General features: G+C 63.7%; 13 protein-coding genes. 3 read left to right on the top strand and 10 right to left on the bottom strand.

Going from position 1 to position 16,042, the window contains the following annotated elements:
* Positions 1-144 precede the first annotated feature (144 nt).
* Entirely contained in the window at positions 145-1,590 is a 1,446-nt protein-coding gene (locus J2808_RS13140; protein WP_309817155.1) for a dipeptidase, read from the bottom strand.
* Between the two features lie 53 nt (positions 1,591-1,643).
* Between J2808_RS13140 and J2808_RS13135 the strand changes: the two genes are divergently transcribed.
* A complete protein-coding gene (locus J2808_RS13135) occupies positions 1,644-2,246 on the top strand; it encodes a DUF3043 domain-containing protein (protein ID WP_309817152.1) in 603 nt (200 codons plus the stop codon).
* Positions 2,247-2,364: 118 nt separating this feature from the next.
* Here the strand turns inward: J2808_RS13135 and J2808_RS13130 are convergent, their stop codons facing one another.
* Positions 2,365-3,435: a quinone-dependent dihydroorotate dehydrogenase gene (locus J2808_RS13130; RefSeq protein WP_309817149.1), complete on the bottom strand. Its 1,071-nt coding sequence runs from the start codon at positions 3,433-3,435 to the stop codon at positions 2,365-2,367.
* A gap of 75 nt (positions 3,436-3,510) precedes the next feature.
* On the opposite strand from J2808_RS13130, the gene J2808_RS13125 reads away from it, so the two are divergent.
* Positions 3,511-4,554 (top strand): alpha/beta hydrolase, encoded by a 1,044-nt coding sequence (locus tag J2808_RS13125; protein ID WP_309817147.1) that lies wholly within the window; start codon positions 3,511-3,513, stop codon positions 4,552-4,554.
* Here the strand turns inward: J2808_RS13125 and J2808_RS13120 are convergent.
* The 3 genes from J2808_RS13120 to leuA form a co-directional block, all read right to left on the bottom strand.
* The gene (locus J2808_RS13120; protein WP_309817144.1) at positions 4,509-5,339 is read right to left on the bottom strand and encodes an isoprenyl transferase; all 831 of its coding nucleotides are present in this window, start codon (positions 5,337-5,339) and stop codon (positions 4,509-4,511) included. The genes J2808_RS13125 and J2808_RS13120 overlap by 46 nt on opposite strands.
* A gap of 2 nt (positions 5,340-5,341) precedes the next feature.
* Complete coding sequence (gene recO / locus J2808_RS13115) at positions 5,342-6,094, bottom strand: DNA repair protein RecO (protein ID WP_309817142.1); 753 nt, start codon at positions 6,092-6,094, stop codon at positions 5,342-5,344.
* Positions 6,095-6,179: 85 nt separating this feature from the next.
* Positions 6,180-7,922, bottom strand: coding sequence for a 2-isopropylmalate synthase (gene leuA, locus J2808_RS13110; protein WP_309817139.1), 1,743 nt, complete (start codon positions 7,920-7,922; stop codon positions 6,180-6,182).
* A gap of 255 nt (positions 7,923-8,177) precedes the next feature.
* On the opposite strand from leuA, the gene J2808_RS13105 reads away from it, so the two are divergent.
* Positions 8,178-10,130 carry a M13 family metallopeptidase gene (locus J2808_RS13105; RefSeq protein WP_309817138.1) on the top strand — a complete coding sequence of 651 codons (1,953 nt, stop codon included), beginning with the start codon at positions 8,178-8,180 and terminating at the stop codon, positions 10,128-10,130.
* A gap of 63 nt (positions 10,131-10,193) precedes the next feature.
* Here J2808_RS13105 and J2808_RS13100 read toward each other — a convergent pair whose 3' ends face one another.
* The 5 genes from J2808_RS13100 to J2808_RS13080 all read right to left on the bottom strand — a co-directional run bounded on the left by J2808_RS13100 (position 10,194) and on the right by J2808_RS13080 (position 15,706).
* Complete coding sequence (locus J2808_RS13100) at positions 10,194-11,768, bottom strand: LCP family protein (RefSeq protein ID WP_309817135.1); 1,575 nt, start codon at positions 11,766-11,768, stop codon at positions 10,194-10,196.
* A gap of 96 nt (positions 11,769-11,864) precedes the next feature.
* Positions 11,865-12,839 carry a GTPase Era gene (gene era / locus J2808_RS13095; RefSeq protein WP_309817130.1) on the bottom strand — a complete coding sequence of 325 codons (975 nt, stop codon included), beginning with the start codon at positions 12,837-12,839 and terminating at the stop codon, positions 11,865-11,867.
* Positions 12,823-14,154 (bottom strand): hemolysin family protein, encoded by a 1,332-nt coding sequence (locus tag J2808_RS13090; RefSeq protein WP_309817128.1) that lies wholly within the window; start codon positions 14,152-14,154, stop codon positions 12,823-12,825. Before J2808_RS13090 ends, era begins: the two co-directional genes overlap by 17 nt.
* A complete protein-coding gene (ybeY, locus tag J2808_RS13085; RefSeq protein ID WP_309817126.1) occupies positions 14,151-14,624 on the bottom strand; it encodes an rRNA maturation RNase YbeY in 474 nt (157 codons plus the stop codon). Before ybeY ends, J2808_RS13090 begins: the two co-directional genes overlap by 4 nt.
* A complete protein-coding gene (locus tag J2808_RS13080) occupies positions 14,621-15,706 on the bottom strand; it encodes a PhoH family protein (RefSeq protein WP_309817124.1) in 1,086 nt (361 codons plus the stop codon). The genes ybeY and J2808_RS13080 overlap by 4 nt, the downstream gene beginning before the upstream one ends.
* Positions 15,707-16,042 lie beyond the last annotated feature (336 nt).

Genomic DNA, 16,042 nt, shown 5'->3' with positions numbered 1-16,042 from the left:
TGCCTGCCCCTACGGATACGGTACGGGCTATAGCTACATGCTACTTCGGTCAGACGTGTAGCTCTAACTCCAGATGTAACCATGGATGCACGGCGATTTGTTCCCACCGTATGTTCGCAGGTGGCAGCCAGCGGGGTGGACTGCTCAGCCGAGCCCGTCGGCGCTAAGCTGTGCCAGGAGCAGGGCCTCGGCAAGTATGGCGTTCTTGAAGTCGCCGATGTGGAGTGACTCGTTGGCGCTGTGGGCCCGTGAATCAGGATCCTCAACCCCCGTCACGAGGATCTGGACATCCGGATAGACCTCCATCAGGTCCGCAATAAAGGGAATCGATCCCCCGATACCCATTTCCACCGCCGGAACGCCCCAGGCCTCTCCCAACGCCCACATGGCAAGCTTCGCCGCCGTGGACGACGTATCGGCGAGGAAAGAATTACCGCTCTCCCCCGGCGTGAAGACAACCTTGGCGCCAAAGGGGGCATTGGCCTCGACATGCCGACGCACAGCCTCCATAGCCGCCGCGGGAACCTGGCCGGGAGCCAGGCGCAGGCTGAACTTGGCGCGCGCCCGCGGCAGGAGGGTATTCGATGCCACATCAACGGCCGGGGCATCGAACCCGATGATGGACAGCGCCGGCTTGGTCCACAGACGGGCTGCGATGCTGCCTGTGCCGGCCAGTTGGACGCCGTCGAGCATGGAGGAATCCGCCCGGTACTCCGCCTCGGTGAGGTCCACGCCGACGTTGTCGTAGGCGACCAGGCCTTCGATGGCCACGTTGCCCTCGGCATCATGGAGCGTCGCAATCAGCCGGGACAGCAGGGTCGGAGCATCCAGCACCGGACCGCCGAACATGCCCGAGTGGACGGCATGTTCAAGTACCTGGACTTCGATGGTGCCGTCCACGAGGCCACGCAGGCTCGTGGTCAGTGCCGGTATCCCCACTTTCCAGTTGCTGGAGTCGGCAACAACAATCACGTCTGCGCTGAGCAGTTGGCGGTGCGCTTCGAGGAAGGTGCGGAACGTCGGAGAACCGGCTTCCTCCTCGCCTTCGAAGAAGAATGTCACGCCCAGGCCGAATTTACTGCCGAGCACTTCGGCCGCTGCGGTGTAAGCAGCCACATGGGCCATGATTCCGGCTTTGTCGTCAGCGGCGCCGCGCCCGTACAGCCTGCCATTGCGTTCGACGGCGGTGAACGGCTCAGATTCCCACAGCGCCGGGTCCCCGGGCGGCTGGACGTCGTGGTGGGCGTACAGGAGGATGGTGGGCTTGCCTTCGGCCGCCTGGCGCCGTGCTACGACGGCGGGTCCTCCCGGGGTGCCATCGTCCTTTTGGCTGCGGAGGACCTGGACATCCTCGAGTCCGGCCGCGCGCAGCAGTTCGGCCACGGCAGCGGCGCTTGCATCCAATGGGGCAGGATCGAAACTCGGCCAGGCGATGCCTGGGATGGCCACAAGTTCACTGAGCCGCTCGAGCGTGTCTTCGAAAGACCGGTCAACGGACAGCCGCAGTCCATCGGCATCCGTGGTTCCTGCAGAGCGGGCGGAGCGGGGTGTGCCGACATGGTCTGGAGTTGCCGCTGAAGTGGGTGTCATGGCGAACACACTACCCGCGCCGGATCCCGCGGACTGCAAGGTATTCTGTTCAGGTGTTCGGACGTAAAAAGGAAGCGCCAACGGCGCAGGAATCAATAGACCAGCAGGCCGCTGAAGCGGCAGCCCGGCAGGATGCCGCGTTGGGCAAGGGTGCACCCACTCCCAAACGCAAAGCCCAGGAAGCGGCCCGCAAACGGCCCCTGGTGCCGGAAGATCGGAAGGCGTCCAAGGCCGCTGAGCGCCAGGCGATCCAGGACCAGCGGGCCAAAATGCGCCAGGCCCTGGACACCGGTGACGAGAAATTCCTGCCCTTGCGTGACAAAGGTCCGCAGAAGCGTTTCGCCCGCGACTACGTGGACGCTCGTTTCAGCCTGGGCGAGTACCTTATGTTCGGCGCCCTCGTATTTGTCATTATTTCCCTGATCGTGCCGGCTTCCAGCGAGCAGATGGTTTACGTCCTGGGCGGCTTCTGGGTGATGTTCCTGGCCGTCTTTGTGGACGTGTTCATTCTGTCCCGGCAGCTCCGCAAGAAGCTGACCGCCAAGTTCGGCGAAATTGAGCGCGGCACCGTCTGGTACGGCTCGATGCGTTCGATGCAGTTCAGGAAACTTCGGCTGCCGAAGCCCCTCGTGAAGCGCGGCCAGTACCCCTCCTGATGGACCGGTCCTGACATACCCGCTCCTGGCGTGCCAATTAGGCTCGTCCCGGCGCACTCCAGACGTGAAAAATCCCCGGCGGACGGACCGCCGGGGATTTTTTCGCGTCTGAAAGCCGTCAGCGCCGGCGGCTCTTGGCCAGGTCGCGGTTAATCCGTGCTGCCCAGAAGGGCCCCTCATAGAGGAAGGCGGTGTAGCCCTGGACCAGGGTTGCCCCCGCATCCAGCCGTTCCTGGACGTCCTTCGCCGTTTCGACTCCGCCAACGGCCACCAGGGTGATCGCGCCCCCGGTTGCTTCCTTCAGCCGACGAAGAACTTCCAGTGACCTCTGCTTCAGCGGTGCCCCGGACAGGCCCCCGGCACCGCATTCCTCCACCTTTTCTGCCGGCGACCCCAGGCCCGAGCGTGCGATGGTGGTGTTGGTGGCGATGATACCGTCCAGCTTCAGGTCCAGCGCCAGCCGCGCGACGTCGTCGATATCTTCATCGCTCAAATCCGGGGCGATCTTGACGAGGAGCGGGACGTGCCGCCCGGCAGCTTTGTCCGCCTCCTCCCCCACCGCGGCCAGCAGCGGCCGGAGCGTCTGGACATCCTGCAGGAGGCGGAGCCCGGGCGTGTTGGGCGAGCTGACATTAACCACAAGGTAGTCGGCGGCCGGGGCGAGGCTCCGGGCGCTGATGAGGTAGTCCGCCACGGCGTCGTCGAGTCCTACTACTTTGCTCTTGCCGATGTTCACCCCAATCACCGGGCGGACGTTGGGGTGCTTGCGCTGGAGTGCGGCACGCGCTGCCTTGAGGCGGGGTTCGACGGCGGCCGCGCCATCGTTGTTGAAGCCCATCCGGTTGATCACAGCACGGTCTTCGATCAGCCTGAAGAGGCGCGGCTTCTCATTACCAGGCTGCGCCTGGCCGGTGATGGTGCCTACTTCGACGTGGCCGAACCCGAGTTCAGTGAGGGCTTCGATACCAAGCGCCTCCTTGTCGAACCCGGCGGCAAGACCGAACGGGGATGGGAACGTCACACCAAAGGCCGAGGTCTGCAACGACGGCGCAGGTGCCGTGAAGCGCTGGAGGAACCGCCCGGCGCCCGAGGTGTGGGCGAGCTTGATTCCTCTGAATCCGATCTTGTGGGCGCGTTCGGCGTCCATCCATGAAAAGGCCAGTTTGAAGAATGTCGGATATACGCGCATGGGTCTAGTTTTCCGTCTGTGGCGGTCCAGACCAAACCGGACCGCCACAGTGTGTTGCCCGGCTACCATAAAGCCATGGACTGGCGGCCGGACATCCTCGGTGCAGGCTTTGAAGCCTGCACGTTCGAGGCTGCGGGTGCCGACGGCGTCCGGCGGACTGCGACGCTGGTGCGGTTCCGTGACGGCACGGGTGAGCGCGGATACCCGGTCCGGCCCGGCACCGGGCATACGCCGCAACGGGCAGTGCTGTTCCTGCATGGGTGGAGCGACTACTTCTTCAACGTTGACCTTGCACGCTTCTGGGCGGGCAACGGGTACGCGTTCTACGCCTTGGACATGCACAATCACGGCCGCAGCCTGCGGCCCGGGACGCCCGGCGGCTATGTGGCCAACCTGGCGGACTACGACGCCGAAATAGACCAGGCCATCGCCATCATCCATGGCGGCACAGAAGGCACAGAAGGCACAGAAGGCACAGAACAATTGGACCTGACCCTTATGGGCCATTCCACGGGCGGATTGGTGGCGGCCCTCTGGGTCAGTAACCACCCGGGATCAGTTTCGCATCTGATACTGAACAGCCCTTGGCTGGAGATGCATGGCAGTGCACTGGTCCGCCATGCCGCCTCCACGATGGTGGGACCCGTTGCACGCTTCCGCCCAGAGGCAGTCCTGCGCCTGCCCGAGCGGGGATTTTATTGGCGGACCATCAGCAACGCCGCCGACGGCGAGTGGGCTGTGGACGACAAATTTCGGCCGCCGATGGCTTTCCCTCTCCGGGCCGGATGGCTGAGTGCCATCCTTGCCGGCCAGGCCAAGGTGGCGCGGGGGCTCGGCATCGACATACCCATCCTGGTGATGCTCTCCCGGGGCAGCGCCAATGGGCCGTTCTGGTCCGAGGAAATGCGCCGCTCCGACGCCGTGCTGGACGTCAACATCATCGCGCTCCGGGCACTGACGCTGGGGCGCAGTGTCACCGTGGAACGGATTGACGGCGCACTCCACGACGTCTTTCTTTCACCCGCCGCAGTCCGGAAGGACGCTTACGCGCGGCTGGCTCGGTGGCTGCGCGGTTACGGTGCCGCCGATCCCGGCGCAGCGTCCACGGCGCCGCCATAGCGCCGGTCTCTTTGGGCGTAGATTTCCACGGCTTCCCAAAGTGTCCGGCGGTCAACATCGGGCCACAGCGTGTCCATAAAAACGAACTCAGCGTAGGCCGACTGCCAGAGCAGAAAGTTGGAGAGCCGCTGTTCCCCCGAGCTCCGGAGGAACAGGTCAACATCGGGCAGGTCCGGTTCGTCCAGGAACTTCTGGATGGTCTTCTCGGTGATGGCCCCAGGCTTAAGGCGGCCCGCCGCCACCTCCGCGGCGATAGCCGACACCGCGTCCGTAATCTCCGCCCGGCCGCCGTAATTAACACACATGGTCAAATTGCAGGTGCTGTTGCCGACGGTGAATTCCTCGGCCTCTTCGAGCTCGCGGATGACCGATCCCCACAACTTGGGGCGGCGGCCTGACCAGCGTACACGGACGCCCCAGTCATCCAACTGGTTCCGCTGCCGGCGTAGCACATCCTTGTTAAAACCCATGAGGAAGCGGATCTCTTCCGGTGAGCGGCGCCAGTTCTCGGTGGAGAAGGCATAAACACTCACGTATTCGATGCCGAGTTCAATGGCGCCGGCCATCACGTCCAGCAGGGCGGGCTCACCTGCCTTGTGGCCCTCGATCCGAGGGAGTCCGCGCTGGTTGGCCCAGCGCCCGTTACCGTCCATCACAATGGCCACATGGCGGGGGATGAACTCGGCGGGGATTGCCGGCGCCACCGCGCCGGATGGATGTGGATACGGCGCAACTACGGGGGTGGTCCGTTTCCTCGACGGGCTGTTCTTTTTTCCCAAGGCCACTGTCAGCCACGCTCCACATGTTTGAGTGATTTCAGGACACGCTCAAGGTGCCATTGCAGGTATGCGGCCACCAACCCGGCAGCTTCCCGGCGGTGCGGCACATCGGAACCGTCCGCCGTCGTCCAGTCCCCTGTCAGCAGGGCGACCAGGAGAGTGACGGTTTCCGCGGCCGGGGCAGGTGAGCCGGGTGGCCGGCAGTCTGCGCAGACCATGCCGCCGAGGGGAGCCGAAAATGCCGTGTGGGGTCCGGGCCTGCCGCAGCGGGCGCAGCCCGTGAAGCTCGGCGCCCACCCGCCGGTAGCGAGGGCCCGCAGCAAGTACGAATCCAGGATCAGCCCCGGTGCGTGGTCACCCCTGCTGAGGGAGGCCAATGCCCCCACCAGAAGGTTGTACTGGGCGGTGCCCGCTTCGCCGTCAACGTCGGTCAGCTTCTCGGCTGTTTCCGTCATGGCCGCGGCGACGGTGTAGCGGCCGTAGTCCGCCGCGATGTCGCCGCCATAGGAGCCTTTGGCAACGGCCTGGGTGACGATGTCCAGGGTCTTCCCGGAAACCAGCTGCAGGTCAGCCACCATAAACGGCTCCAGCCGGGCGCCGAATTTGCTGCTGGTCCGCCGCACGCCCTTGGCGACTGCCCGGATCTGGCCGTGGTGCTTGGTCAGGAGCGTGATGATGCGGTCGGCCTCACCCAGTTTGTGGGTTCGGAGCACCACGGCGTCATCACGGTAAGACCGCGCAGCAAAGGATTGTTGGACCACGGTTAATCTTCGCACTGTGTTCCGGAATGCCGGCCATGCCGGTGCGTTGCGCGCCGTGATTTCCGGCGCGCAACGCTATTCCGGATCAGGCGCGGGAATCCCGGATGGCGCGGTTCACCGCGGAAATGACCGCTTTCAGCGAGGACGTGCTGGTGTTGGCATCCATGCCGACACCCCACAGGACCCGCTCCCCCACCGCGCACTCGACGTACGCGGCGGCCGTGGCGCTTCCGCCTTCGGAGAGTGCATGCTCGGAGTAGTCCAGGACCCTGACGTCCACACCGTCGTCGTGCAGGATGCTCAGCAACGCCGCGATCGGACCGTTTCCAGTGCCGGTGCGGCGGACCTGGACGCCGTCCACGGTGAGGGAGGCATGCAGGGTGGTCAGCCCGCCGTCGTCATCGGTTTCGGTGCTGAAGGAGCCCAGGGAATAGCGGCCCCACTGGCCGTCCGCCTCACTGGAAGGCAGGTACTCATCCTGGAAAATCTGCCACAGCTGCGATCCCGTGACCTCTCCGCCTACGGTGTCGGTGCGCTTCTGAATCACGCCGGAGAATTCGATCTGGGCGCGGCGCGGCAGGTCCAGGCTGTGCTCGTTCTTGAGCAGGTAGGCAACGCCTCCCTTGCCGGACTGCGAGTTGACCCGGATAACGGCCTCGTAGCTGCGGCCCAGGTCCTTCGGGTCAACGGGCAGGTACGGAACGGCCCACGTGAAGTCGGCGACGTCCTTGCCGGCGGCCGCCGCATCCCGCTCCAGCGCCTCGAAGCCCTTCTTGATGGCGTCCTGGTGCGAGCCGGAAAAAGCAGTGAACACGAGGTCTCCGCCGTACGGCGTGCGCTCGGCGACCGGCAGCTGGTTGCAGTACTCCACCGTGCGCCGGATCTCGTCAATGTCCGAGAAATCAATCATGGGATCAATGCCCTGGACGAACATGTTCAGGCCCAGGGTGACCAGGTCCACGTTGCCGGTCCGCTCGCCGTTGCCGAACAGGCAGCCCTCGATGCGGTCCGCGCCGGCCAGGTAACCCAGTTCGGCCGCCGCCACACCCGTACCGCGGTCATTGTGCGGGTGCAGGGAGAGAATGATGCCTTCGCGGGGGTGCAGATGGCGGTGCATCCATTCGATTGAATCGGCGTAAACGTTTGGGGTGGCCATTTCCACCGTGGCGGGCAGGTTGATGATGACCTGGCGGTCAGCGGAGGCTTCAAACACATCAGCAATGGCGTTGCAGACCCGGACGGCGTATTCCAGTTCGGTCCCGGTGAATGACTCCGGGGAGTATTCATACGTGATGTGTGTGTCGACGAGCGTTTCCTCGTACTTTTTGCACAGGCGGGCGCCCTGGAGTGCAATGTCCAGAATCCCGTCCTCATCCTGGTTGAACACCACGCGGCGCTGCAGGACAGACGTGGAGTTGTACAGGTGGACGATGGCCTGCTTGGCGCCGACCAGCGATTCGTAGGTCCGCTCGATCAGCTGCTCGCGGGCCTGTGTGAGGACCTGGATGGTGACATCGTCCGGGATGTGGTTGCCTTCGATGAGCTGGCGGACGAAGTCGAAGTCGGTCTGCGACGCCGACGGGAAGCCGACCTCGATTTCCTTGTAGCCCATGCGGACCAGCAGGTCGAACATCTTCATCTTGCGTGCCGGGCTCATGGGATCAATCAGGGCCTGGTTGCCGTCACGCAAATCCACTGCGCACCAGCGCGGGGCCTTGGTGATGACCTTGTCGGGCCAGGTGCGGTCAGGCATTTCAACGGTGATCTGGTCCTGGAACGGCAGGTACCGGTGGGCGGGCATTCCAGAGGGCTTCTGTGCGTTTTGCATTACTATCGGGGCCTTTTCTGTGGTTCATATCTGAAAGGGTGGCCGGGCAACACAAACTCCGCGACGAGGATGGGCCTTGCGCTAGATCGCGTCTGAGGCCTCGCCGCGGCAGCTAAGAAGAAGCAGTTCTGCGCGCACCATTTGAGAGTAACACGGGTGCGTAAGATGAAGGAGCAACACCTCCAGCAACGTCCACCATGCAGACGCGCAGCCGGTGCCAGCGCAGGCTGCGGCACGTCACACGAAGGAGCTTCTGTGCCCATCTCGGGGATCGATCTGTCCAACATTGACCACACCGTCAGGCCGCAGGATGACCTGTACCAGCACGTAAACGGGTCCTGGCTCAAGGCCACTGAAATTCCGGATGACCGGCCACTCGAGGGAACATTCACGGCGTTGCGCGACGGAGCGGAAATAGCTGTCCGGGACATCATCGAGGAAGCTGCCGCAAAGGGCGAAGCGGCCAGCGGGATAGAACGCAAAGTGGGCGACCTCTACAACAGCTTCATGGACGAAGCCACTGTTGAGGCCAAGGGCATGGATCCCATCCGGGGCCGGCTCGCCGAGGTATTTGCCACCACCACGGCCTCCGAACTGGTGGCCCTGGCCGGCAGGCTCTTCCGGTCTGACGTGTCCGGACTTTTCTACATTTACCCCGCCCCGGACGCCGGCAACCCTGACCGTGTCCTGCTCTACACCGGGCAGGGCGGCCTTGGATTGCCCGACGAGTCCTATTACCGCGAAGAAAAGTTTGCCCCCATGGTCGCCGCATACCGGGACCACGTCCGGACCATGTTCAGCCTGGCCGGGATTGGGGACGCCGAGTCAGCGGCGGGCCGCGTGGTGGACCTCGAAACGAGCCTTGCTTCCCATCATTGGGACAATGTCACACTGCGGGATCCGCAGAAGACCTACAACCTCAAATCCGCCGAAGAAGCAGCCGCCCTCTTCCCCCTCCTGGGCACCTGGTTCGACGCAGCCGGGATCGATGCCGCCAAGCGAAGCGAAATTGTCGTCAGCACGCCTGACTTTTTCAGCGGTGCAGCGGCACTGCTGGACGCCGAGCCGCTGCCGGCCTGGCAGGAATGGCTTGCCCTGCGGATCATCAACGCCGCGGCGCCTTATCTTTCGGCCGAATTCGTGGATGCCAGCTTTGCCTTCTACGGCACCACCATCAGCGGCACGCCCCGGAACAAAGACCGCTGGAAGCGGGCAGTCGCCGTCGTTGAAGGTGGCCTTGGCGAAGCGGTAGGCCAGATCTACGTGTCCAAGCATTTCCCCGAGTCGCACAAGGCACGCATGCAGACCTTGGTGGCCAACCTGATCGAGGCCTACAGGCAGAGCATCACCGGCCTGGACTGGATGGGTGAGGACACCAAGGCTGAAGCGCTGCGGAAGCTGGAGGCTTTCCGTGCCAAAATCGGCTACCCCGACAAGTGGATCGACTACTCGGCTGTCGAGATCGATCCCACCGATCTCCTGGGCAACGTGGAGCGGGCCCACAACGCTGACGTGGACCGCCACCTCGATGAGGTGGGGAAGCCCGTGGACCTCAACAAATGGCTCATGACCCCGCAGACGGTGAATGCCTATTACCACCCGATGCTGAATGAGATCGTGTTCCCCGCTGCCATCCTGCAGCCGCCGTTCTTCACGGCCGACGCCGACGACGCCGTGAACTACGGCGGAATTGGCGCAGTCATCGGTCACGAGATCGGCCATGGGTTTGACGATCAGGGTTCACAGTTCGACGGCGGCGGCGCCCTGCGGAACTGGTGGACGGAGGATGACCGCAAGGCGTTTGAAGAACTCACCGCCAAGCTGGTGGCGCAGTACGATGCCCTGTCCCCCTACGCCGCCCCCGGTCACAACGTCAACGGCAAACTGACCCTCGGGGAAAACATCGGCGATCTTGGCGGCCTGACCATCGCCTACAAGGCCTACCTGCTGAGCCTCGACGGCAAGGAACCCGAGGTGCTGGACGGGCTGACGGGACAGCAGCGCTTCTTCGCCTCCTGGGCCGCCGGTTGGCGCCAAGTGATCCGGGCCGAAGAAGCCATCCGCAGGCTCGCCACAGATCCCCACTCCCCCAACGAGTTCCGGACCAACGCCATCGCCAAGAACCTCGATGCATTCCATGAGGCCTTTGGCGTAACTGACCAGGATGGAATGTGGATGCCGCAGGAAGCACGCGTCAGCATCTGGTAATCGGACGGCAAACGAAAGAGGCGGGGCCCGTTGGCCCCGCCTCTTTTGTGCGCTCCGCTGAGATCAGCCCTGAACAATCAGGGCTGGATTCGCCTGCTGGCAAAGGCTATCGCTGGCAGTCTGGTTGACGATGTCCTTCGGCAGGGCAACGGCACCGTAGGTGGCACCGGACGTGAAGTCGGTCCCCAGGTAGGCCTGAACGCCCACGACGCCGGGTGCCAGTTGTACCTGCGCGGCCGGAATTTTCAGCAGTGCGGCCACATCAGCCGCGACGTCGGCGAAGTCCGTCCCGTAGTACACCACGCTCTGCGTCACCGGGGTGGCCTCGAACTGGCCGGTTTGCGTGAAGCCACCGGTCACAAGTGCCTGCACGATTTCCTGTTCGCGTCCCGGGACGCCGCTGCCGTTGGCCACGGTGACAGGCTGGAGTGCCTTGTCATAGGGCGGCAGTGGCGGCACTGTTTTTGTGGGAGCCGCTGACGGGGTTGTGGTTTCTGACGGTTTCGGCGACGGCGTGGCCGGCGCGGTGGGATCAGTGAGGTCAATGTCCTTCTGGAGGGCCGTGAACAGCTGGGACCCGGCCGGTTCGGCAATCTCCAGCCGGTTGGGGTCTGAAGCTGCCGGCGTAGTGGGCACCGCCACGAACGCCACCTTCCCGATGTCAATGTCTTTCAGCCGGTTGCCAATGGTCAGCAGCGACGGTACGGAGGCGAGTCCGTCATCCACGGTGAGGTTCTGGGTCACTGTGTCTGCAATGTTCAGCATTTTTGCCGGATTGGACAGGGTGCCGTCGTCTTTGATCTTCCGTGTGAGGGAGGACAGGAAACCCTGCTGGGCCTTGATCCGGCCGAGATCGCCGCCGTCGGCAAAGGCGTGCCGGGTCCGCAGGAAGGCAAGGGCCATTTCCCCCTTAACGGCAGATGTTCCCGCCGGGAGGCGGAGACGGGAATCGGGATCGTAGACGGCGTCACTGATGCAGACCTCGACGCCGCCCACGGTGTTGGAGAGTTCCTTGACAGCGTTGAAGTCGGCCATCATGAAGTGATCGATCTCGAGGCCCGTGAGTTTGTTGACCGTATCCACGGCGCAGCCAATGCCGGCCTCCGCCATGGCCTCGTTGATCATCACACCGCTGCGGGCCGGATACGATGTCCCGGTTTTTTTGTCGGTGCACTTCGGGATGTCCACCAACAGGTCCCGGGGGAAACTGATGACGCTGACACGTTTGTTATCAGCAGAGATGTCCATCAGCATCATGACGTCGGACTTGCCGTACCCTTTGGAGTCCTCCACTGCGCCGTATTTGGCGTTCTTACCGTCCCTCGTGTCCGAGCCCAGGATGAGGATTTGCATCCTGCCCGTTGCATCGTCAGACGCGTTGGCTGTGCCATCCCCGGCGCTCAGCGGTGCCGTGGTGATGTTCGACTGCAGGCGGAAGTACCAGTAACCGGCAAAGCCGAGGCCGCCAAGCAGCACCACCGTCAGGACGGCAGTGGTCACTTTCAGCCACACAGGCATCCGGCGCTGCCCCCCGAGGTGCCGGGCAACGCCGACGGCGCCCGCATCCGCGTGCCGGGATACCGGTCCCCCCGAAGACGCGTCCGCTCCGGACTCGCGATTGTCGCGGGTTCGCCCCATGTGATGTACCTTCCTCGAAAAATTCAATCCGGCCTATTTTAGTTGCCCATTCTGGGAACTTCCCGGTGACCGGCCGGAGCAGGGCGTTGCGCCGCGTCAGAAACCCAGCTTGACCAACTGCTTGGGGTCCCGCTGCCAGTCCTTGGCCACCTTCACATGCAGGTCGAGGTAGATGCGGGCGCCCAGCAGCGCTTCGATCCCTTTGCGTGCATTGGTGCCGACTTCACGGAGCCGGGCGCCGCCCTTGCCGATGATGATGGCCTTCTGGGAAGGACGTTCCACAAAGAGATTGACGCGCACATCAAGGAACGGCCGGTCTTCGGGCCGGCCTTCACGCGGAACAATTTCATCGACGACGACAGCCAGGGAGTGCGGCAATTCATCGCGGACGCCTTCGAGGGCGGCCTCGCGGATAAGTTCGGCGATCATCACTGCCTCCGGTTCGTCCGTGAGGTGCCCGTCCGGGTACAACGGAGGCGACGGCGGCATGTGGCTGATCAGGACGTCGGCAAGGGTTTCAACCTGGAAGCCGTCGGCCGCAGAGACGGGAACGATGTCCTTCCAGCCGTCCTCGCCAAAGACTTCCCGGCCAAGCGCAGCAACGGCGAGGAGCTGTTCGGTGAGGGCCTGGCGGTCCACCAGGTCTGCCTTGGTCACAACGGCGATGACGGGCTTGCTCCCCACCTGGGCGAGCTGGGCGGCGATGAATTTGTCGCCGGGGCCGATCTTCTCGTTGGCCGGCAGGCAGAAGCCGATGGCGTCGACCTCGGCCAGGGTGTCCGCCACCAGATCGTTGAGCCGTTTGCCCAGCAGTGTGCGGGGCCTGTGCAGGCCCGGGGTGTCCACCAGGATCAGCTGGGCGTCCTCGCGGTGGACGATGCCCCGGATGGTGTGCCGCGTCGTCTGCGGCTTGGCAGAGGTGATGGCCACCTTCTGTCCCACCAGGGCGTTGGTCAGGGTTGACTTGCCCGCATTGGGGCGCCCCACCAGGACCGAAAACCCGGCCCGGTAGCCGCCGTAGTCCGGCGTGTCGGAACCTTGGTTGGCCGGGCGGTTATTTTTCTTGCTCACGTGGAACTCCCTGCTGGGTTGCTTCCGCCTCGTCGAAGAGGTCTTCAAGGTCAGTGTCTACTTTTGGTACAGCTGCCGCAATGATGTGGCTGACCCGGTTGCGCCGGCCTTCAAGCCTTTCAGCGCGCAGCGAGATGCCGTCCACTTCCACGTGGCTGCCAACGATGGGCACGCGGCCGAGGGCCTTGGCCAGGAGCCCGCCCACGGTGTCCACCTCGTCGTCGTCGAGCTCGATGTCAAAAAGTTCACCGAGGTCATCAATGCTCATCCGTGCGCTGACGCGGAAGGAACCGCCGCCCAGGGCCACGGCTTCGGCGCTTTCGGTGTCATACTCGTCCACGATTTCGCCGACGATTTCCTCGATGAGGTCCTCAAGCGTCACAAGGCCCGCCGTGCCGCCGTATTCGTCGATGACGATGGCCACATGCGTTGATTCCTTCTGCAACTCCCGCAGAAGGTCACTTACTGGTTTGGATTCCGGAACGTACCGGACTTCGCGGGCGAGTGCCTCGACAAGCGGCTGTTCGTCGTCCGGTCCCAGCTCGTGCAGCGTGGCGGCGACGTCCTTCAGGTAAACGATTCCGAGGATCTGGTCCGTGTTGTCCCGGATCACGGGGATCCGGGAATAGCCCGACCGCAGGAACAACGACATGGCACGCCGGAGGCTGGAGCCGGCGTCGATGCTGAGGATGTCCGTCCTGGGGACCATAACGGCCCGCACCAACGTATCGCCGAAATCGAAGACGGACTGGATCATTTCCGCTTCGGTGTCTTCAATCATGTCCGATTCGGAGGCGCGGTCCACGAGTTCGCGGAATTCCTGTTCACTGAAGAACGCGTCATCGCCGGCTGGTGCGCCCGGTGCGGCAGCACTGCCGAGCGCCACGAGCCATCCCGGGATAGGGCCAAGGATCCAGGTAAGGAACCGGATGAGGGGTGCGGTGTAGCGGACAACAGCTGCCGAATGGAGCCTGCCGATCTGGCGCGGTGAGACCCCTACGATCACGAATCCGAGCAGGGCCATGATTCCGGTGGCGGCCAGGCCGGCGAGCCACACGTTGTCCAGCAGGCTGTGCAGCAGGACGGCCACGGCCACGGCCGACGCCATCTCGAACCAGATCCGCCAGAAGCGCAAGGCCCTGATGTGTGCCACCGGCTGGGCAAGTATGCGGCTCATGGCATTGCCCCGGCTTTTTAGGAGCGCGTCTTCCGCGTCGTGCCGGGGCAGGAAAGTAAATGCGGCGTCGGCCGCCGTCAGGAGTGCAGCGATACCGAGGAACACCAAGGCCATGCCAACAAGGAGCAGAGGCGTCACTGCGTAGTCTCGGCGGGTGCATCTTTGCCGGTGAATCCGGAAAGCAGCTGGCGCTGGAGGCCAAACATCTCTTCTTTTTCCTCAGGCTCAGCATGGTCGTAGCCCAGCAGATGGAGGATTCCGTGGGTGGTCAGGAGCAGCATCTCATCCTGCAGGGCGTGTCCGGCGTTGTCAGCCTGGACCTGCGCAACCTGGGGGCACACGGCAATATCCCCGAGCATCCCTTGAGGCGTCGGCCGGTCCGGCGTGCCAGGAGTCAATTCGTCCATAGGGACCGAGAGCACGTCAGTGGATCCGGGCTCATCCATCAGTTCAATGTGGAGCTTCTCCATGGCAGGTTCGTCCACCAGCAGAATGGAAAGCTCAGCCTGGGGGTGGATATACAGCTGCTCAAAAATGTAGCGGGACAGGGCGACGAGCCCGGCTTCATCTACCTGGATGCCTGATTCGTTGTTTACTTCGATGCTCATGCGTGCTCCGCCCGCTTTTCCCGGCTGACCGAGTGTTTGACCTTATTCCGCTGAACATCATCCCAAAGGCTGTAGGCCCGGACGATGTCACCCACCAGGCGGTGGCGGACTACGTCCGTGGAATCCAGGACGGTGAAATTGACGTCCTCGAGACCCTGCAGGATCTCCTCCACAATTCGCAGCCCCGAACGGGTGCCGAACGGGAGGTCAACCTGGGTGACGTCCCCGGTGACCACCATCTTCGATCCGAAGCCCAGCCGGGTCAGGAACATCTTCATCTGTTCAGGCGTGGTGTTCTGCGCCTCGTCCAGGATGATGAATGCGTCGTTCAGGGTCCGCCCGCGCATATATGCCAGGGGCGCAACCTCGATGGTGCCGGCGGCCATCAGGCGCGGGATCGATTCCGGATCCATCATGTCGTGGAGAGCGTCGTACAACGGGCGCAGGTAGGGGTCGATTTTGTCGCTGAGCGTGCCGGGCAGGAAGCCCAGCCGCTCGCCGGCTTCCACGGCAGGCCGGGTCAGGATGATCCGGCTGACTTCCTTCTGCTGCAGCGCCTGGACGGCCTTGGCCACGGCCAGGTAGGTCTTGCCCGTGCCGGCCGGGCCAATCCCGAAGATCACGGTGTTGGCGTCTATGGCGTCAACATAGTTCTTCTGGTTCAGTGTCTTGGGCCGGATCGTCTTTCCCCGGCTCGACAGGATGTCGTGGGTGAGGACATCCACGGGATTCTGCAGTGACTGGCTGCGGAGCAACGCGACGAGCTGCTGCAGCACCGCAGGGCTGATGACCGTGCCACGGGCCACGAGACCGCGCACTTCGTGCAGCAGCCGCATGATCCGGGGCACTTCGTTGGCGGGGCCGCTGATGGAAAGTTCGTTTCCGCGGACATGGAAGTTAACGGCCGGGAACTGTTCTTCTATGTACCGCAGGGCCTCATCATGGCTGCCGAGGGATTGGACCATCTGATCGGAGTTGTCAAAGAGAACCACCTCCGTCCGGACACCGGGAAGTGAGTGGGGGAATTCTCCGGCGGCGCGGTCGGTGTTCAGCCGGCGCTTTCCGTTTGTTGATTCAGTCATGGTGCTGGCCCGCGGGCCCGTGGTCTCCTCCAGTTCGAAACTTAGATACCGCCGGATGCTGCGTGGGCGGGCTTTTGCCGAGCACGCCGGAGCCAGCGGATTCCTTCTATCTTACGCCAGCAGCTCCCTCACGGCGGCGTCGGGAGGCGCCCGCCGGCAGGCACCGTGCAGGCGCTTTACAAGCGGCGGCAGGCGCGGCGCCGACGTCATTAGATATCAACTTCATATCGGGCTCATATCGTTCCCGTTGCAGTTTGGGCGCTACGGACGGATTGGGCACCTTTGGTGTGCAGCATTATGCAATGCTTGAAATCCAGGCCGCCCGGGGACCGGCTC

The organism is Pseudarthrobacter sulfonivorans (genome assembly GCF_031454915.1).
Taxonomy (GTDB): domain Bacteria; phylum Actinomycetota; class Actinomycetes; order Actinomycetales; family Micrococcaceae; genus Arthrobacter; species Arthrobacter sulfonivorans_C.
The sequence above is the reverse complement of the archived record's forward strand: the minus strand, read 5'-3'. Positions and strand labels throughout refer to the sequence as shown.

Bases quoted from the DNA above. Each gene is read 5' to 3' on its own strand.
- J2808_RS13140 (WP_309817155.1), bottom strand. From the start codon at position 1,590: ATGACACCCACTTCAGCGGCAACTCCAGACCATGTCGGCACACCCCGC.
- leuA (WP_309817139.1), bottom strand. From the start codon at position 7,922: ATGCAAAACGCACAGAAGCCCTCTGGAATGCCCGCCCACCGGTACCTG.
- ybeY (WP_309817126.1), bottom strand. From the start codon at position 14,624: ATGAGCATCGAAGTAAACAACGAATCAGGCATCCAGGTAGATGAAGCC.
- J2808_RS13130 (WP_309817149.1), bottom strand. From the start codon at position 3,435: ATGCGCGTATATCCGACATTCTTCAAACTGGCCTTTTCATGGATGGAC.
- J2808_RS13080 (WP_309817124.1), bottom strand. From the start codon at position 15,706: ATGACTGAATCAACAAACGGAAAGCGCCGGCTGAACACCGACCGCGCC.
- J2808_RS13100 (WP_309817135.1), bottom strand. From the start codon at position 11,768: ATGGGGCGAACCCGCGACAATCGCGAGTCCGGAGCGGACGCGTCTTCG.
- J2808_RS13125 (WP_309817147.1), top strand. From the start codon at position 3,511: ATGGACTGGCGGCCGGACATCCTCGGTGCAGGCTTTGAAGCCTGCACG.